Source organism: Nafulsella turpanensis ZLM-10 (assembly GCF_000346615.1).
Taxonomy (GTDB): domain Bacteria; phylum Bacteroidota; class Bacteroidia; order Cytophagales; family Cyclobacteriaceae; genus Nafulsella; species Nafulsella turpanensis.
The window spans coordinates 1-17,209 of record NZ_ANNU01000047.1 but is presented as its reverse complement, the minus strand read 5'-3'; the positions used below and the strand labels follow the sequence as shown (position 1 = coordinate 17,209).

At 45.7% G+C, this 17,209-nt stretch carries 16 protein-coding genes; 7 read left to right on the top strand and 9 right to left on the bottom strand.

The genetic code is table 11. From position 1 onward, the window contains the following. Nucleotides 1-314: 314 nt before the first annotated feature. Nucleotides 315-1,667: an exosortase N gene (gene xrtN, locus F752_RS0117495; protein ID WP_017733047.1), complete on the bottom strand. Its 1,353-nt coding sequence runs from the start codon at nucleotides 1,665-1,667 to the stop codon at nucleotides 315-317. After that, on the bottom strand, nucleotides 1,640-4,261 hold the full coding sequence (locus tag F752_RS0117490; protein WP_017733046.1) for an XrtN system VIT domain-containing protein: 2,622 nt from the start codon (nucleotides 4,259-4,261) through the stop codon (nucleotides 1,640-1,642). The genes xrtN and F752_RS0117490 overlap by 28 nt, the downstream gene beginning before the upstream one ends. Before the next feature lie 582 nt (nucleotides 4,262-4,843). Between F752_RS0117490 and F752_RS0117485 the strand changes: the two genes are divergently transcribed. From F752_RS0117485 to F752_RS0117475, 3 genes are all read left to right on the top strand, one after another. Continuing rightward, nucleotides 4,844-6,655, top strand: a complete 1,812-nt coding sequence (locus F752_RS0117485; RefSeq protein WP_152425192.1) for a hypothetical protein — start codon at nucleotides 4,844-4,846, stop codon at nucleotides 6,653-6,655. After that, nucleotides 6,622-7,356: a hypothetical protein gene (locus tag F752_RS0117480; protein ID WP_152425191.1), complete on the top strand. Its 735-nt coding sequence runs from the start codon at nucleotides 6,622-6,624 to the stop codon at nucleotides 7,354-7,356. Before F752_RS0117485 ends, F752_RS0117480 begins: the two co-directional genes overlap by 34 nt. 142 nt (nucleotides 7,357-7,498) lie before the next feature. Further along, nucleotides 7,499-8,740: a Kelch repeat-containing protein gene (locus F752_RS0117475; RefSeq protein ID WP_160164130.1), complete on the top strand. Its 1,242-nt coding sequence runs from the start codon at nucleotides 7,499-7,501 to the stop codon at nucleotides 8,738-8,740. A 298-nt stretch (nucleotides 8,741-9,038) separates the two neighbouring features. On the opposite strand, the gene F752_RS26855 is transcribed toward F752_RS0117475, so the two are convergent. Next, entirely contained in the window at nucleotides 9,039-9,170 is a 132-nt protein-coding gene (locus F752_RS26855; RefSeq protein WP_262491833.1) for a hypothetical protein, read from the bottom strand. A gap of 275 nt (nucleotides 9,171-9,445) precedes the next feature. Here F752_RS26855 and F752_RS24490 point away from each other — a divergent pair, with 275 nt between their 5' ends. Beyond that, nucleotides 9,446-9,877 (top strand): helix-turn-helix domain-containing protein, encoded by a 432-nt coding sequence (locus F752_RS24490; RefSeq protein WP_017733040.1) that lies wholly within the window; start codon nucleotides 9,446-9,448, stop codon nucleotides 9,875-9,877. Nucleotides 9,878-10,456: 579 nt separating this feature from the next. Here the strand turns inward: F752_RS24490 and F752_RS0117455 are convergent. From F752_RS0117455 to F752_RS0117440, 4 genes are all read right to left on the bottom strand, one after another. Further along, a complete protein-coding gene (locus tag F752_RS0117455) occupies nucleotides 10,457-10,804 on the bottom strand; it encodes an AlbA family DNA-binding domain-containing protein (RefSeq protein WP_017733038.1) in 348 nt (115 codons plus the stop codon). Nucleotides 10,805-11,030: 226 nt separating this feature from the next. After that, nucleotides 11,031-11,300: a hypothetical protein gene (locus F752_RS0117450; RefSeq protein ID WP_017733037.1), complete on the bottom strand. Its 270-nt coding sequence runs from the start codon at nucleotides 11,298-11,300 to the stop codon at nucleotides 11,031-11,033. 8 nt (nucleotides 11,301-11,308) lie between these two features. Further along, a complete protein-coding gene (locus tag F752_RS0117445) occupies nucleotides 11,309-11,719 on the bottom strand; it encodes a hypothetical protein (RefSeq protein ID WP_017733036.1) in 411 nt (136 codons plus the stop codon). Nucleotides 11,720-11,721: 2 nt separating this feature from the next. Next, nucleotides 11,722-12,594, bottom strand: a complete 873-nt coding sequence (locus F752_RS0117440; RefSeq protein ID WP_017733035.1) for a HEPN domain-containing protein — start codon at nucleotides 12,592-12,594, stop codon at nucleotides 11,722-11,724. A 184-nt stretch (nucleotides 12,595-12,778) separates the two neighbouring features. On the opposite strand from F752_RS0117440, the gene F752_RS0117435 reads away from it, so the two are divergent. The 3 genes from F752_RS0117435 (at nucleotide 12,779) to F752_RS26290 (ending at nucleotide 13,833) form a co-directional block, all read left to right on the top strand. Next, entirely contained in the window at nucleotides 12,779-13,171 is a 393-nt protein-coding gene (locus F752_RS0117435; protein WP_017733034.1) for a helix-turn-helix domain-containing protein, read from the top strand. A gap of 150 nt (nucleotides 13,172-13,321) precedes the next feature. Beyond that, nucleotides 13,322-13,570, top strand: a complete 249-nt coding sequence (locus F752_RS0117430; protein ID WP_017733033.1) for a hypothetical protein — start codon at nucleotides 13,322-13,324, stop codon at nucleotides 13,568-13,570. 35 nt (nucleotides 13,571-13,605) lie between these two features. Next, nucleotides 13,606-13,833 carry a hypothetical protein gene (locus tag F752_RS26290; RefSeq protein WP_017733032.1) on the top strand — a complete coding sequence of 76 codons (228 nt, stop codon included), beginning with the start codon at nucleotides 13,606-13,608 and terminating at the stop codon, nucleotides 13,831-13,833. A 582-nt stretch (nucleotides 13,834-14,415) separates the two neighbouring features. Here F752_RS26290 and F752_RS0117415 read toward each other — a convergent pair. Next, nucleotides 14,416-15,396: a nucleotidyl transferase AbiEii/AbiGii toxin family protein gene (locus F752_RS0117415; protein ID WP_081604596.1), complete on the bottom strand. Its 981-nt coding sequence runs from the start codon at nucleotides 15,394-15,396 to the stop codon at nucleotides 14,416-14,418. Next, a complete protein-coding gene (locus tag F752_RS0117410) occupies nucleotides 15,381-16,112 on the bottom strand; it encodes a DUF6088 family protein (protein ID WP_017733029.1) in 732 nt (243 codons plus the stop codon). Before F752_RS0117410 ends, F752_RS0117415 begins: the two co-directional genes overlap by 16 nt. Nucleotides 16,113-17,209 lie beyond the last annotated feature (1,097 nt).

The following is a 17,209-nucleotide window of genomic DNA, read 5'->3' as shown; positions in this document are numbered from 1 at the left end:
TATCCTAAATCAAAATCAAGTCATCAATGGTTTTGAAGGAGGGTGTGGAGAAACTCATAAGTGGAGTAGGTAAGGTTGAGTGGGACAAAAGGAAATGCTTAGAACCGCTATCTTTTTCGGAGATATACAGGCTTCACCGCTTCCGCTCTAATCGCTATCAAAAGCTACCGGCTTGGCTTTGAAGACAAGGCAAAGAAGGTCGCCGAAAGTCTGCTGGATTAAGTCGCACAAACCATTCTTTTTGAGGTGGAAGCCCCAGTTCGCTGCACTACTCCTGCAAAGGTCAGTAGAGAGGAGGTTAAACTGCCGGCTGCTTATCGGATGATTTTCTGATTCAGGAAAGCCCAAGCCTCTGCCCGCAGGATGTCAGGGCTTTCAGCGGTGACATTGACCAGGTAAAATGCTTCCTGGGTGTTGAGCGTTTGCCAGCGCCAGTCCCACTGGCTGCCTGTTTGCTGCCGACCGCTGTCGTACCACCACATGGTATAGAGGGTACTGCCTTCTTTTTTGAGCTCTGCGATAGAAACCTCCAGCTGCCCCAGCCTGGAGGTGCTGATATGCTGAAATTCATAACCGCTTCCCTGCCAGCATATCAGCGGATTATGATCCGCATTGTAGGCCTCTACAGGAGGTTTGATATAAATCAGTGCACGCTCATTGCTGAGCTTGTATACTTCACGGACCCTCTCTGTCTGGTAAGCGGTAAGCGGTAATTGGGTGGTGTCGGGCTGCCGCGGGCTTTTAGCGCCGTTCTTCCAGCATATAAAGCTGAAGCAGAGGAATAGCACCACCAGGGCCCCATAGAAGTGGATGCCCGGACTGTTTTTTTGCTCGCCCGGGCTTGATGCGGGCACTGTATGTTTTTCTTTTCCTGCCAGGTTTTTGCTGATAAAGTAGAAAGGGAGCAGACTGTAAATAAAAAAGGTTATCAGCCCCAATACTTCATGAAACCAGTGTTCCGGCATGATTCCGAAAACAATCAGGATTACAATCCTGACCAGGTTACCCATGATGTTAAGGGGAAGCAGCAGCAACAGCAGCCCTGCCAGCTCCGGAAGCTTCCAGGATTTTCCCTGGCGCTGGAAATAAGCCAGCATGAGCAGGGCAAAAAGAAAGGAATAGCGGAGCATATATAGACCAGCGCAGGCGCTGTCGACCAGAAAGTCCCTGCCGTTCAGTTGAATAAGGTTGCCCGAAATCTGGATATCAAAGCCGGCCAAGGCAAGAATGTCTCCAGCGGCCTCGGAAAGGCCCAGGCGGATGGGGAAGCTTATGAGCCTGCTGATATACGGGAAAACAGGAGAGAGCAGGAGCAGGTGTATGGGCAGCAGGATACTCAGCTTAGCCCGCCACTGTTCCAGGAGAAACAGCAGGGCAAAAACCAGCATACAGTATACCCCAAAGGTAGTCGTAAAGGGAATGGAAAGCAGGCCGCAAAGGAGTGCTAACCAAAAGAAGCGCCTGCCGCCCTTCTGCTTTTTCCATTGCAGGCTGAATGGAAGCAGCAGGAGTCCCAGCCAGAAGAAGGTGTCCTGGTGCAGGATGTAAGTAGGCTTGTGCAGGAAAAAGAACAGAATCATTACCAAGCCCATGGCCAAAACGGGCAGCATCGCCCGGCTTCTGCCGGTTGTGCGGGCAATCATAAGCTGAAAGGCTTCTTTATCCATAGCCAGCTGATGAAAACCAGTCCGAGCAGAATCAGGGCCCATTCATGCGGCTCGGGAACAGCCCCGGAGGAATCAATGACTGCATTCCCCAGAGAGCTCTTATCCTCCTCAATGCCGAAGCGCTTATAATCTTTCAGGCTTTCCAGCACGATAAGGCTGGATACGGGCGTCACCACATTGCCAAGGCTTGCTTCCTTTATCATTTCATCATTGATGAATGCTTTGTTGAAATAATTGCGGCCGATACTTCTGAGCACCTGGTTGTAAGAAAATAAGCGCAGCAGGTGGTCAGGTGCCCTTGCTTCAGTCTGTGAAATGGTCGTATCCGTCCCACTGCTTCTGGCAATAAGCATGCCTGCCGGAGCAAGGGCAACAGCCTCCTCTTGCCTGTAAACTAGGGGGAAACGCTTATTTTCGTAAAATTCCTTCAGCAGGCTAAAGGAGCCACTGGCATACTGGAGTACCTGAAACTCCTTGAGCGAACGAATGTAATCGTTCGGTGTGTCATTCAAATCGAAGACTCTGATTAGCTCCGCTTTACTGATGTGGCTGAATAAGTTTTCGCTAAAAGCAGCACCCTCGATGTCTGATAAATTCGGCGTTGCCTTATTGCCTTTGGTAATAAGCAGCGACCGGCCTGCCTGTTCCATTTTGTGAAAGGGGAAAAGCGTAAATTGCGGTAGCTGGCCTTCAGCCAAAAGCCTTTTTATTTCTTCCGGCTCCATGTGCTCCATCCTTCCGGAGAGGAAATGGTGTATCCGGAATGGCTTGCCAGGGAAAATTGCCGCAATCTCATCTATTTCATCGCTGCTCCAGCCATTATGTAAATCCAGGTAAATATGCTCCGGGTGGAAAGGGGTATATCCTGCTTCCAGTTCCTGAACGGAATAGGAGCTGCCCTGGTAAAAGAAAGGCTTTTTAGCCAGTGCTACCGCAGGGGTAGTGATTGTCCATTGCGGGATGTACATCCCTGACCAGGCAAAGCTGTTGCCATTGCTGGATAGTTCCAGGCTGCTGTTAAGCACTTTGTTGGTGCCCTCTATCAGGAGATTAACAGAGCCACGGGCTCCCTCATAAGCGGGGCCTTTAAAGAAAATGCTATTATAGCTTAACTGTCCGTTTTCTAATCTGAGCGGAGAGCTAATGCCAATCTTGAACTGCCGGTCTTCCCGGGGCGTGCAGGGAAATACCCTTACCCTGATTTTGTTGCCTTCCATCCAGTAAACCACGGAGGGGTCTCTTGCCTCACGGCCTACAATGGTGTTATAAGCCTGCTCCGCTTTTCCCTTGGTTGTTAGCCTGGCCTTTGCTTCCTGCCCTTCAATCCACAGGGACAGGGAAGAAACGGCTCCTCCTTCCGGAAGCTGGAAGGTATATAAAGCCTCTTCCTGGCTGAACCAGCCGGAGTTCTGGTCCTGCGATTCATTGCGGATGCGCAGGATTATTTCCGTATATGCCAGCCTGTAGGCAGGGAAAAGCTGCACATTCGTGATTACATCACTGGTCTTTAAGTTGAGGCCGGACCAGAAGCGGTCTGCAGTTTCATGTCGCAGGTTGTAGCGCGCATCCAGGATTTTAATCCGGCTTTCCCTGTCCAGCGCTAATTTTCCCTGAAACATACCAGCAATGGTTAAGAGAGGGTCGTGCAGCTTTTTGCCTTCAAAGCGAAAGCCCTGGTCAAACCAGCTGTCATTTTCCCTGGATTCCTGGTACACCAGCCCGCTCTTCAGGGCCATTTCCGTAAACCAGTCATCCGGGAGTGCCTGTGCAAGCCGGACCCAGTCCGGAAGCTCAGCGGAAGTACCAGGGATGTGTTGCTGGTGCTGAACCTGGCTTACCTTCTGGTTCAGCTTATCCCACTGATATACATAATAACCCATCAACATAAAACAGCAGGCGGAGCCGGAGACCAACACCATCCAGCTTCCCTGCTGCCTAAGCAGGTCCCTTATGAGTACAACAAGCACGGCCACAAAAGCAAGCGGCACCAGGGCATGGAGGGAAATCCCCAGGAACGGAGAGGCAAGCAAGCCGATAACTACATAGGGGAAGATGAGCAGGCTTTGGTAAAGGTTGAACACCAAGGCAAAAGCCACAAAGAATAACAAAAAAGAAGCGGTCCTTTTGGGTATGGAAGGAGTGATTAGGCAATAGGCCAGCAGGAGATTTTCCATTACCAGGAAAATGCTGAGCCAGCTTACTGACTCCTGGAAGACCGGCAGCGTCTGGTTCAGGGCATAAGCACTGATATTGAACTGGAGTAGCAGCAGGATATGGTAAGGTTTGGACTTGCCCCGGAAAAGCCGGAGCAGGCGCAGCTCCCTTGTAAACATCAGGTAAAGGAGGTAGATAATCGCTATCCCGTAATGGATAAAGAACAGGTGAGAAAATACATCGCCTGAGCTGATATGCAATGGATAGGTAAAGCTATAAAGCAGTGCGGAAATAAGCAGCATAAGAAGCCCTACTGTCAAAGGCCTGTCCTGTTGCAGGTTTTCAAGGATGGGTTTTATAAGTAACTTCCTTTTTAAAGCAGATAAATAGCTTTTTTTAGGGCGATGGCTTACCTCCTTGGAGGATGTGGTGATGTTCATGGACGGATGCTTTGGAACCCAAGGTAAATAACAAGCCTTAACAATGCCATCTGGTGTATGAAAACTGTTAAAAAAATTAGTTTTATTATAATATAGAAATGATGAAAGAGGGCAGGATTTAATCCCGCCCTGCCAGTTAAAGGATGGCCTGCTTATCAGTGGAAAAGGCGCAACGGAAGTGTATTAACGTTCTCTTTTCTATCCCTTATTCATGCCAATTAAAGAGCAAAGCAGCAGTACATTGCCCCTTTGCTCTTGGTCCTGTTGTACAGGAAGCCGTAAAAGGCAGGCCTATTTCCGAAGAATTAGCCGAAAGGTTAGCTGCGTTCGCAGTTCCTGGCCGAATTAAAAGTAACTTTTCCTGGTGTCAGGAATAATTAATGAGCCAAAGCCCTTTTATTAAAGCTCTAAATAAACCAGCCCTAACACACGGGGAGTCTGTTCCTTTTTATGTTTTTTCTTACAAGTTTTTGTTTTAACGTATAGCTATCCTTTACTTTAACGGCAGAATTTGGTGGTATGAAGAGTCCCGGTTAAAGACTTCACCTTCCATTAGTTCTTCTACTTTAAGAGTTAGCAATAGTGAAAAAACCTGTTTATTTATTGTGTTTGCTGGTTTTGCTAGGGTGCGATTATGTGCTGGAAGATGAGTATTTCAAAGTAGTTGCTCCTCCCACTACAGAAGATGTTCAGTTAAGCCTTCCGGATGTTGGGGATACCATCTATCTGTTTACCAAAACTTTGGTGAAATACAGAATTGAATCTGGCTCTAAAGAAATCCTGAAACTGGAGGTTTTTTTAGATGAAGAGCCTGTTTCTACTGATTCCCCTGAAGCTTATGCCTTTTGGGTGGATGCCCGCACGTTTCCTACTGGTTATTATCCTTTACGCCTGGAGTTTACTATTTCCGGTGGTAGTGGAAGCCTGGCAGATATAGGGGGAGTAGAAACTCAAAAAGTAAAAAAGGAGTGGACGATTTTCATGGATAAAACTCCTCCAGGGAAAGTAGCGTTTGAGGAAATATATCCTGAGTCGGGTACGCTGATGCTCCGCTGGTCACCTTACCCGAACAACAATTTTCAGGCCTATGAGCTGGAAAAATATTGCTTTGATTCAAGATATGAAAAATACTACCTCTGTGGTACGCTTACCGTTGCTGAGCAGTCGGAAATGGAAATTGCAGATAGTGCTTTTATAGGAGGAAAGGCGCTCTACAAAATACGCGTAAAAGGCTCAGACCAGTACAGTGATTTTAGTGATAAAACCTATGCCTTTGCCATCGATACGAAGTTAAGGTGGCAGTGGATAGCTGATAACGACCTTGAACTGGTTTGGGAGAAAAGTCCTTTCCATGAAAACCTGCGACATTATGAGCTTGGGCAAAAAAACAGTTATTCACCTGCCATTCTAACAAATACTTCGGATACTGTTCATTTTTATTCCTTTGTTTTTGGGGAATGGTCCCTTTACGAGCTAAAGATAGTTCCTAAATCTGAACAGGAAAGAAATATGTTAAGCTTTACCACTGAAATTTACAAGGGAGACAAAGTACATTCTTTACTGAATACTGCTTTTTTCGATAGGACAAGGAATCGATATTATGCGCTTAATAAAAGCGGTAAATGGACTCCGGATTCTCTGATAATGATTGGAGCTGAGACCAATTTCATTGAAAAAAGATTGGGGCTGGAAAATAATTCTGCCTTTGCCGTTTCGCCAAACGGGCAATGGGCCTATGCTGCTTACGATGATGTACTTCTGAAAATTGATCTCAATACTCTTGCCGTTCAACAAACCTATTCTTTTACTGATCTGGAGAATAAAGATGCCGTGCTTAAACCTTATCGAGGTATGTTTGTGAATGATAGCAATCATTTAATGCTCGAGCTTTCTACAGGTAATTTTGTTGTTGATATGCATTCGTTTTCCATCCGGCACAGGACCTTTGATAGAATTCACATGATTTCACCGGATGGCAGCCAATTGTACAAAAAGGGAGCTTTGCATACCTGGAATGGAAGAAGTTATGTAGAAGTAGGTCCTCTTTATCAACCCGAAAACCTTCGGAGAGTAAGGCAGTATGCAGCGGATAGCTTACTCCTCATTTATACAGATTGGTTCAGTATTGTAGATGCTCAAAGTGGTACGGAGCTTAAAAGGGTTCCTTTGAAGTCGGAATGGAATAAAAGTAATAGTGTAAGCTACGACCCGCATCATCATTTGCTGGGTCAGTACATTCCGCAGGAAAACGAAAAGGAGGTGGATTTCGAAGTATACAATCTGCTTACCGATGAGTCGCGGAATATCCGGATAGGAAATACTCATAGATATGGTTTTTTTATATTGAATAATAAGCTTGTATGTTCAAAAGGATACATTCTTTCGCTGGATTAGCCCTGATGAGTGGACTTATGCTCTTTGCTATTGTCCGGCAGGGGTATGCCCAGGAGGTTACTCCCTCTTCCATTTTCCTGAACGTAGGCTATTCTACTTATCAGCTAAATCAGCTGAAAGCATACAACGCATTTGTTTTAAATTCATTACCGGTAGAAGGCCGCTTAGTAACTGATTTTCCAGGATATGTGATGTATTCCGGCGGGTTTTATTTCTCCAGTGAGCCCGGATTTTTCGGGCTGTACTTAGGGCACAGTTCTACAGGAAGCAGGGTTAGTTACAACGATTATTCCGGTCGCTTTCGCTTCGACCAGTTGATCCGAACAAACACAGTGGGAGGTGAAGTCGGGCTTCCTATCGTGAAAGAAAAGGGATTGGTTTTAAATGGTTCCCTGCGTTACCTCTTCAATATAAATACGATTGAGTTCGATTTCGAGTACCAGATACCTGGTGAATATGATTTTCAGGCAGTGAACTTTGATAGTTTTACTCATGGGATTCAGCCAACCATCAGCCTGACAACAGGTTATAGATACTGGCTGGCAAAAATTGAATGTGGGTATGAAATACAAACGCCGGCAAAGCTTTTATTAAACCAGAACCATGATGTTTTCCTTCTGGATGAGAATGAGAAGGAAGTAAAGTATAATGGGGCAGGCGTAAGACTTCAGTTCGGAATCGGCTTCAGTTTCCTAGAGTAAAATGGAATGGCCTCAATACCTGTCTACTCTTCCTTCACTGAATAAATTAGAAGTTCAGCTTAACTATTTTATGAGAACTTTAGCTTTTTCTTCAATACTTCTGCTATCTGCCCTGTTTGTTTCCTGCTTGGACGATAAGGGTATGGTAGAAATGGAGCCTGCCTTTGTAACCAGCCAGCACTCTGATCCGGAGATGAACTATATCTTCCTTGATGCGCACATTGATGAAGACCAGGAACCTTTAATTATTGATAGAATACAGGACCACGGGTTTGTATGGTCTGCTGAAGAGGAAAATTCTATGGAGCATTCTAAAGTGGTTAGCCTTGGGAAAAGAAAGGCTCATTATGCTTTTTCAGGGCTTGTGAAAGGGCTGAAAGGTAGTACTACCTATTATGCGCGCGCTTACATTCAAATGAATGATCAGGTATATTATGCAAATGAAATATCCTTCAGGACAAAACAGGGAAACTGGGCCAGGATGGCCGATTTTCCAGGGGTGTCGAAAATGAATGCCACTGGCTTCTCGCTTAATAATAAAGGGTATCTGGTGGGAGGTACGGAAGTATGGGAATATGACCAGGGAGCCAACAGCTGGAGTCGCAAAAAGGATTTTCCAATAGAAACCAGCGGAGCGACCAGCTTTGTTATTGAAAATATAGCATATGTGTATTGCGGAGGCTTATGGAAATATGAAGCGGCCCAGGATTCCTGGATTTCCATCGAATCGCCGCAGGATGAATGGAGGTATTTAGGATGTGAAGGGGTAACTTCTTTTACATCCGGTGGCAAAGCCTATCTGGGTGGCGGAAGAGGAAACCTAAATAAAAATCTGTTGGTTTATGACCCCGATCTTAACGAATGGACCTATTCCAAATTTCAGGCTCCCAATGTTGCCTTTGCTTCGGGTTTTTCCCTGAATGGTGCAGGGTACATTGTCGGAGGAACTGAATCAGGGAACGTTCTTTCCAGCACTGTTTTGAGATATAATATTCCTGAAGGTGATTGGGAATGGCTGGAGCCTTTCAGAAATAAAAATGGTTTGGAAACGGAAAGAACAGGGATGGTCTGTTTTCAAATCGAGAATAGGACCTATCTGGGAATGGGGTATGGGACCGATCCGGGAATGGCTGGAACGGATGTAGAAAGCCAGTCAGACTTGTATGTTTATGATCATTTTGAAGATCAGTGGAAAGTCCGGGCAATTCCGGTGGAAGTAGATGAGGATATTAATGTTAGATATTTAGGACGTTCAGGCGGCGTATCATTTGCAATTGGTAATAAAGGGTATATGGGGCTTGGAGTGAAAAAGAGATATAATTCGGAAACAGAAGAAATAGAAGAGCAACTATTAAATGATTTCTGGGAGTTTTCCGTAAAATAAATTCTAAAGAATAAATTCTTCCTGGAAGCGATTTAAAATGTACATTGAGAGGCTGCAGAAATTCAAAGGGCTACCAGGCTTGAAAGGCAGGGCTTTTGATGCAAGAACCCAACTCATCGGGCGCTCTGCTCCGAAGCCGGAAAGTCTATTCCTTTTGAAGTTCCAGGCGCGGAACCTTCGCTGGTTTACCGGTCACGGTCAGTACTTTCATTCCTGCGGAATGAGTTTCTTCCTGTCAGTCATTGAAGGGTTTTTCCTTCCCCTTCTCAGGGTGAATATCTGGCAAGTTAACAGGCAGTCATTTGATAGTGGGAAACATCAGGCTCAACTGCCCCCGCTCCAGCCAAACGGAAACCCGCTCCGCTAAGGCTTCGCAGGTTTCCTTTCCGCTTCCGCTCTGCATGCCACCAACATTCCGGGAGGCGCTCATCCTCGTAGCAACTCCTCCTGCCGGAATGTCCGTGGCCCCTTCAGTCCGGGCAGCAGGCTGTGGAAGTTATGTGTAAGAGGGTGTAAAGGAAATTATTCAATTCAGGAGGTAGGGGTGCCAGGCTTTTTTGTGTTTTTAATATAGTAAGGTTAGGCTGAACTGCATCAAACCTGTAGTCTGGGAAAGGTGTCAGCCTGTTTGCTGAGCTATGCCTACGGAAGTATCACCTGTGTCTTAGAAGTTTTTGCAGGAGGTAACTGCCGGATTTTTTGAAAATGGGAAAGGCCATAACTCTTGTGCCTGACCGACCTGTTGCTTTATTTTTTATTTTACCATTGCCCATGCTGTATAATCACGAAAATCTACCCAACCCATTTCAGCTCATCATGGAGCAGCTCGATTCCCTGGAGCGTAAAATTGATAAGTTGATGCATGAAAAAGAAACAGGGAAGGCTGTAGCCGCTGAGGATGAGCTGTTGACGGTTCAGAATGCTACCGCCTTTTTGCGAATTTCTCCCTCTACCTTATACCAGTTAACCTCCAGGCATGAAATCCCTTTCATGAAAAGAGGGAAACGGCTTTATTTCAATAAGGAGGAGCTGCTGCAATGGGTGGAGGAAGGTCGAAATACCCCCTTAACCGAAATGGAAAAGCAGGCTAAAGTGCAGAGCTACCTGCGTCCGCTAAAAAGAAGGAAGCTGAGATAACAGCAAGTATATCCAGGCTTTCATAAAAAGACTCATTTTCCTCTAACTTATCTTTGCTAAACCACTCCCATAAAAAAGGCTCACCCTGAGCGCGCTGTTTTTTGAAAGCGGGCTGAGTGTGTTGCTGAAATGGGAAATGCTAAAGAAGGGTTTAATAAGGGCCACAAGCTGTGTTTACGCTTCTTCTCTCATCGCCTCATCCACCTGCCTGAAAAAACCAATAAGCCAGTACATATTCTCCGCATTACGGTCGAAATTGATAGGAGGAGCATCATTGGTGAAAATGATGTAGCTAAAATATACTTCAGTAGGTTCTCCCGGAACTCTCGGACCTATGTAAGGTCAGACAATAGCTAGCCCTGTGCTTGCTGTTGAGGAGAATTCAGACACACCATTAAACGCTATGGTTGCAGGAAAACGGGCTGTTTCACAAGGAGGTTGAGGCTAAGGATAGAGAATTGCCTATAGACTTCTCGTCCTATCATTAGTATATTACCAGCCATTGTACCTTCTTGAGTGAACTTTTTAATGTATTGGTGGTAGTAGAAAAATATCGACCAGATATCGACCAGGTATCAATTATTTAAGGCTCTTTTGGTCGATATAATAACGCCTTCCTTTATTTTCCCCCTGAGCAATTAAAACCTCATTACTGACCATTTCATCGTTTTCAGCGAGCTGCTTTGAGGCAGAGGCACCAACATTTATAGTTCGTTGAGAAATTATTTTATTGATTTTCTCTATGGTTGCATCCTTTACCTTTTGTTTTGCTGGCGGTTGTTCTTCATCATCCTCGATTCCTATATGTATCTCTCCACCATATGCATTAGCAAAAGCCACACAATCTTTTGCCAACTCATTCCAGTCAGGAGAACTACCCTGAACTACTTTTAATGACTTTTTGTCAAAATCGCTATTCTCTATCATGCAGTTTTTTGTAGTTTGTTAGCTGAGAATTCTCTACTCATTTAACCGACCAAAAGGAAGTATCTTTTAAGAGAATTGAGGTGAGATGCTTTCCATGCTTAGTTATAGGAGTAAAGGTAATAAATATGCTTATTACGAGGTGACGCTCTACATAATTTAAGCAGGAAATTTATTTCTAGAGTATCGCAAATTGATGTGCACTACCATGAATGACACCGGCCCCTGTTTATAACTCATCGTTTCTCTGCATCGCCTCCTCCACCTGCCGGAAGAACTGGATAAGCCAGTACATATTTTCAGCAATGCGGTCGAAGTTCAGGGGCGGGGCTTCCTGGGCAAAAATGATGTAGGTGAGGTAGACCTCCATCAGGTTTTCCCGCAGCTCCAGGGGAGGGGAAAAGCTGATGAGCTGGTTGAATTTCTCCACCGCCTCTTGTGTCAGGGGAGAGTCTTTGGGCAGTAGCAGGATTTTTTGCTCTTTGGTGTCTTTTTCCATGACGGTGGCTATTTGTGGTGAAGGGGACTCACTTCTTTTCTTCTCATTTTGTAGTACCATTTGCGGTACCAGTACCTGTGGTACATATTCCGCCAGCGGGTATGTTTGTCTACTACTTTTCGGCCGGCTCCCTCAGGCCAGAGGGTGCCGATTGCCTGAAGCTCTTCCATCATTTTGCGGATATCTGCTTCGGTATAATGCTGCTGGCCATAGCCGCAGAGGATAAAGTAGTCCTGCAGCAGCTTGCGTGTTTCTCCTTTCCGGCCGAAGCTTTCTGCTGCCAGGGTGGAGAGAAAGTCGTAAATCAGTTGATCGGGCTCTACTTCCAATATTTTGCAGAGCATCATCAGCTGGCAGGGCAGCTGGAGCCGTGCCTCGGCCACCTGCATGCCTTCCCAGGGCTTTTGTTTAAAGAGCATTTTCACGGCAGTAGTGGTTCAGGGGTAAAAGATTGATGCGTTTTTTGTAGTGAAAGGATTTGTCCTTGACACAGGCAGCGGGCCATGAGCAGCAGCTTACGGCTCCTGCTCAAAAGGATATGGCACTCTCTTTCCGTTATTGGAAAATCAGCGGCATAACGACCCTGGCAGTAGGCCTGCTTGAGCAATTGGAAGAGGTGCACTTCTTCGGGGGTATGACGGGGAAAGATACCTGCCAGGGCAGCAGAAAAGCGGCTGGTGTAACGGCTCATCTTGTCGAGGTTGTGCGTGGTGGGACGGTAGCCGGTAAAGACCAGGTGAATGGCCGTATAGCTGTGCTCCAGGCTCTGGTGGAGCAGAAAGGCAGAGAGGCGAAGCTCCTTCCTGAAAAGAGAAAACTGCGCACTCCTGAGGAAAGCACGGCTCAGGGAAAACCAGCGATGGAAATGCTGCCGGGCCAAGGTAGCAGGAGGTAGGGGGCAGGAGATGGGTTCCTCTAAAGGAGTGCTGCCGCTGTCATAAAGCAGGATGCCTTCTTTTTGTAGTTCGGGAAAGAGGTAAGGGTTGAGCTGCCGCATTTGCCGGAACTGAGCGGTGGTATGCACCAGGGCATTGATGGGAATGCCTGCTCTGCGGCAGCTTTCTTCCAGCTTTTCCTGCAGTTCTTTTCGCTGCTGGTTTTGAGCATCAGGAAGGAGGATTAAAAAGTTCAGCCGGTCAAGGTAGGGCTGGGGCGATTCAGAAGTGTCCTTTAAGGAAGAGGGCAGGGAAAGCAGCAGGATTTTCTCTGCCTGCGTTTGTGCCTGCATCAGCTGCAGGGCCTGCCGAAGCTTCTGCTGAAGCGCAGCAGGCAGATGATAAGTGGAGGTGTACATAATCTTTTGAATTTAAAGGGGTGTAGCATCTTATATTCATTTTTTCTTATCTTGCCATCGAACTGTTGTTACGGCTGTTGTTGTAAAGGAAGTGTGTTGATGGCTGGTATCCCACCAGCAGTCCTTGTAGCTTACAGGCACCTGCTTGTTTTATACCATAAAAACTTAATCTAAACTTGTCGTTATGAAAGCCGCCACCATGCCAGAGAAAGTACATGAAGGAAAAAATGTAAAGCGCATCCGGGAAATCCTCGGCATTAAACAGGATGCTTTAGCCTTTGAACTGGGCCTCTCCCAGCAGGCCGTATCACAAATGGAACAGAAAGAAAGATTAGAACCCGAACTCCTGGAAAAAGTAGCCCAGCAGTTAGGCGTACCCGCCGAAGCCATCAAAAGCTTTAATGAAGAGAAAGCTGTCAATATCATAGCTAATACCTTTAAGGATAATTCATCGAATGTAGCATATCAATACAACTTCAATCCTATTGATAAGATTGTAGAACTGTATGATGCCCTGCTGAAAGCTGAAAGAGAGAAGATTACCCTGCTGGAGAAGATGATGGAGAAGAAAGGCTAACCCAAAGTTGAGTGGCTCTAGACCTCATGCTCCTACTCATTGGTTTGAAATATGAAATAGGACTCTAAATCTCTCAGCACTGTTGAGAGAAACTTGTGGGGTTCAATTACCTGTCTGGTCAAACCATTCTCTTTAAAGAGCCGGAAACATATGGATATACAAGCAGAGAAACTGGAGTTGATTGCCCGCTTAGCAGTCATTGAAGATGGTGCCCTGATTGCCCGGCTCAGAGAGCTGTTAGACCAGGAGCAGGAAAAAGGAATGGCTGAACCGGCAGAGGAAGAGTTGGTGAAAAGAGCCAAGGCTTCCCTGCAGTCTGTTGCCGATGGAAAGAGCAGGAATATCAAAGCCTTTCAGGAAGAGGTGGAAGTGAGGAAGAAACATCGGACTATATCGTAGAGATTACACCTGAAGCAGAACAGCATTACCTGGAAATGCTGGATTACTTTTACAGGTATCATACCGTAGAACGTGCAGATAAGAAATCTGCAGAACTCCTGTCTGTGGCTGTTTCTCTTGAACAACAGCCCTACCGTGGAAGAACTGAAGAGAAGCTAGCTTTTCTGGGCAAAGCTCATCGCTTTTTGCTCTACTATTATACCCCTCACCATACTATTAAGATCATCTATTTTGTTCTACGGCTATGCATGAGCAAAAGCTAGGCAAGCGGAATAAGTAGTAGCCTAAGGCTTCAACAGCATTTTAGAGCCAGCTATCGAATTGTAACACTTTTAGAGGTAGAAGCCTAAAGTGAAGGCTCTTGTTAAGGGGGGTAGGGAAAGGAAGTTGCTGGTTCCTGGAACTATTCTGGTCCAGGAGATTTTTAGAGAAGTAATTTATTTCCCGTGTTTACCCCAGCACACCGCACCAGGCCACGTGGGAAAAGCCTGTTCATTCGGCTCGTTCCTCTCTCTATTCACAAGCTTATCCCACCCCACGCAAGCATCGCCCGCCTTTCCGTTCCGCCCCCGCTGCACTACAAGCCGCCCGACCCTTGCCCTGCCTCCCATAGCCCCTTTACGTTAAGGTGCCGGGATAGGTAAAAATAGCGGCCATCTCGCCAGAAGAAAGTCAATAGAGAAAATATGGACATGAAACAGCGATGTGTTCAGTTCTTGATTTATTTTGAACATGTTTGCTTGTTCTGTTCAGTGATTGGACATATATTACCTTATGTCCATAAAATGCCTAAAAATGAACATGTAAAGATGAGCAGCACCCAACATGATAGAAACGAATATCGTCTATTTCCTGCAACTATCATATGCTTTCAGGTAAGTCTTGATGCGAGCCAGCATCTCAATGATTTCATGGGATGAAGGAATGCTGTCGGACCAGCTTAGTTGAGACAACTCCCGGGTATAGGTATCATTAAGCTCTTTCCAGCTAGCATTAACGTCTGCGAACAGCGGAGATGCTGAAAGTGGTAAATGGAGCCAGTCTCCTGAAAAAATGTTATGCTGTTCATCGTCGGTCATCACTAAGTCAATGAGCTGATAATTTCCTTCTGTCAAAATCTGACTGCCCAGGTCCGCTTGATTCAGTAACATACGCATATCGTAGAAATGCCTGATTTTGTCTTTTAAATAGGAAGGGCCGCTATAGGATAAGCGGATGAGGGACATGAGCTTTTCGAAAAATGTTCTTTCTCTCTTCAGGACCCTGACTTGGAAGGGCTCTAATTGATAGGCTATAATAAGGTCGGTATAACCCTTTACTTCCAGAAACTGGGATATATATGTTCTGATGGTGCCTTCCTCAAATGGAATAGGATTGGTGAAAGTGTTAATTTCCAGCTGTATATGCTCTCTTATCTGACCAAAATCGTTTTCCTGAAGTACTTTAGGGTACCTGTAAAAGGTTTTGCGGTTTCTGCCTCGCTTCTCTTCATTGGGATGCCTGAAATACTCAAGCAAATGTGTCAGCTCCTGCTCTGCAGCTTTCATCTGTTTTTTGAGCTGGTTGTCGGTCATCTGGCCTTCTTTCAGAATTGCAAGGTCAATATCCTCTGAGAAACGGTCGATACAATTGAATGCTTTGGAAAGGGAGGTGCCACCTTTAAATATGATTTTATCTTTAAAGGCTGAGTTGGATAGGTTTTTCAGAACATGCGTGACCCAATAATCTTTCTCTATAAAGATATCTCTCATATTGAAATGGACTGCCGTTGCCCGGATTGCATCCTGAAAATCGGCTGAGTTGTGAAAGGTCATTGGATATTCCATGCTGCCCTGTTTGGTAGCAGCTTTTCGTTGATGCCTATATTGTACTTGGTAAGTTTGTTCAAAGAGTCGGAAAGCTTTTGGGTGGGAACTGGGCTGCCCAATTGTTGTAGCATAGCTCCCAGTAAGGCCCTTGTGGCTGCATTATAGCTGTCGGCCAGCTTTACCATCTGCTTTTGCTCATTGATAGTAAGCTTATCAATCTTTTCTATTAAAACCTGCAGGGCGTCATCAACCGAAGTGTCCGGAATGGTTTTAATGTCTTTAATGGCATCGAGCAACTGAAGTAAAGGGATGTCCTGGCGCCTGATTTTGCTCAGGTCTCGTTTCTGGTACTTTACCTTATATCCCTGGATATTTTTGGGAGGGAGCGGCTTTTTAGAGGCGATTTCCAGGACATTGGATACCTGAGTAGTGAGTCCCAGGCGATTGTATACGTTAATCCCGGTGAGATAACCGGTCTGTTCCCCGTTTTTGTTTGTTAGGGCCTCAACAACAACAGATTCCCTGGGCCTTAACTGCCCGAACCTGGATTGCTCTGGCTTGTAGTACTTGCCTTTCGACAAACGAACAATCTCACCCTGACTGGTAAGGCGGCTTAAAGCCATTGCCAGAGCAGACTCATCTATTGCTGTAGCATTAAACCGATTGTAGCCAAATAAGGTACCTGGTTTTATTCGCGCTATTGTTTTTTTAACAAGTGATGCTGTAGAAGCCATTGCTGTTTAATTATGGTGAAGAAGCAGTAGGTAAATACAATTGCTTCTTATCCTGTTGCTAAAGGTATAAACGAGGATACAGATAAACAAGTTTCTGATATAATGAACTTAACATCTATTTACTTGTGATGATAAGGTAGGAGGGGTAAAAAGGTGATGATGGAATTGTGTAGGAAGTAAGTTTTGAATAGATGTCGCTTGTATTTCAGCTGGTCTGAATAGGGAATGTTTACTGATGCTTGGCAGCTAAGCAGTTTAGATTAGCTATTCCGGCCCGTCGCACAGGCCCTGTGGGAAAAGCCTGCTCATTCCGCTCGTTCCTCTCTCCATTCACAAGCTTTTTCCAGCCCACGCAAGCCTCGCACGATTTTTCGTTCCGCCCCGCTGCACTACAAGCCGCACGACCCCTGCCTTTCCAGCGCACATCCTCCCTGCTAAATAGTCTCTCCCATAGTCCGGTAACTGGCGACAGCTTGTCTACAAGAAGGCCTGCAATAACAGGAGGAGGCTCATTTTTGTCGACAGCCAGTCTACTTTTTAAATGGGAGCCTACCAGTAGTAGCCTTCTTCCACCTAAGCATTTCTTTTCCTGAGGGTTTGGAAGAATAGATGCTTGCTGCTTTCAGCAGAGTGGCAGAACAGTACCTGTGCCCCATCCATACAAACATACAGGAGTTAGAGAGGACCAGTCACATAATGCCTGTAGAGGTCCTTAAAAAGCATTATAAAATTTAGCTGTTGTTTCTATCATTAAAAGGTTAATCTTGTGAGAACCGGAAGAAAAGTCTGCTGGTAAAAAGAGCTTGTAGTCAAAATGTCGACTACCTATGGTGCTTTCTTTAGCTTTCTTTAGCAAGAAAGCATTGCAAAAGGGGCTGTCGACAGCCTTTTTGGCTATGCAGGGGCCTCAACAGGGTTGAGGGGGTAGACAAGGTGCCCTTGAAGGGGTGCTGAGGGTATAAAACTGTAGACAGGGGGGTGTCGACAGGTGCTCAAAAGAAGGGAAACAGCAGCAGCAGGGAAGGAGGAAGGGAAATGATAGTGAGAGCGAATTCAGCCTTTCCGCTTATCAGCAAAGATAGGCCTGCATCCGAAGC

Excerpts from the sequence above, each read along its gene's own strand:
- F752_RS0117475 (WP_160164130.1), top strand. The coding sequence starts at position 7,499 with ATGGTAGAAATGGAGCCTGCCTTTGTAACCAGCCAGCACTCTGATCCG.
- F752_RS0117415 (WP_081604596.1), bottom strand. The coding sequence starts at position 15,396 with ATGGAATATCCAATGACCTTTCACAACTCAGCCGATTTTCAGGATGCA.
- F752_RS0117430 (WP_017733033.1), top strand. The coding sequence starts at position 13,322 with ATGGATATACAAGCAGAGAAACTGGAGTTGATTGCCCGCTTAGCAGTC.
- F752_RS26855 (WP_262491833.1), bottom strand. The coding sequence starts at position 9,170 with ATGAGCGCCTCCCGGAATGTTGGTGGCATGCAGAGCGGAAGCGGAAAG.
- F752_RS0117410 (WP_017733029.1), bottom strand. The coding sequence starts at position 16,112 with ATGGCTTCTACAGCATCACTTGTTAAAAAAACAATAGCGCGAATAAAA.
- F752_RS0117450 (WP_017733037.1), bottom strand. The coding sequence starts at position 11,300 with ATGGAAAAAGACACCAAAGAGCAAAAAATCCTGCTACTGCCCAAAGAC.
- F752_RS0117455 (WP_017733038.1), bottom strand. The coding sequence starts at position 10,804 with ATGATAGAGAATAGCGATTTTGACAAAAAGTCATTAAAAGTAGTTCAG.
- F752_RS0117440 (WP_017733035.1), bottom strand. The coding sequence starts at position 12,594 with ATGTACACCTCCACTTATCATCTGCCTGCTGCGCTTCAGCAGAAGCTT.
- F752_RS0117435 (WP_017733034.1), top strand. The coding sequence starts at position 12,779 with ATGAAAGCCGCCACCATGCCAGAGAAAGTACATGAAGGAAAAAATGTA.
- F752_RS0117480 (WP_152425191.1), top strand. The coding sequence starts at position 6,622 with ATGTTCAAAAGGATACATTCTTTCGCTGGATTAGCCCTGATGAGTGGA.
- F752_RS24490 (WP_017733040.1), top strand. The coding sequence starts at position 9,446 with ATGGGAAAGGCCATAACTCTTGTGCCTGACCGACCTGTTGCTTTATTT.
- F752_RS0117445 (WP_017733036.1), bottom strand. The coding sequence starts at position 11,719 with ATGCTCTTTAAACAAAAGCCCTGGGAAGGCATGCAGGTGGCCGAGGCA.
- F752_RS0117490 (WP_017733046.1), bottom strand. The coding sequence starts at position 4,261 with ATGAACATCACCACATCCTCCAAGGAGGTAAGCCATCGCCCTAAAAAA.
- F752_RS26290 (WP_017733032.1), top strand. The coding sequence starts at position 13,606 with ATGCTGGATTACTTTTACAGGTATCATACCGTAGAACGTGCAGATAAG.
- xrtN (WP_017733047.1), bottom strand. The coding sequence starts at position 1,667 with ATGGATAAAGAAGCCTTTCAGCTTATGATTGCCCGCACAACCGGCAGA.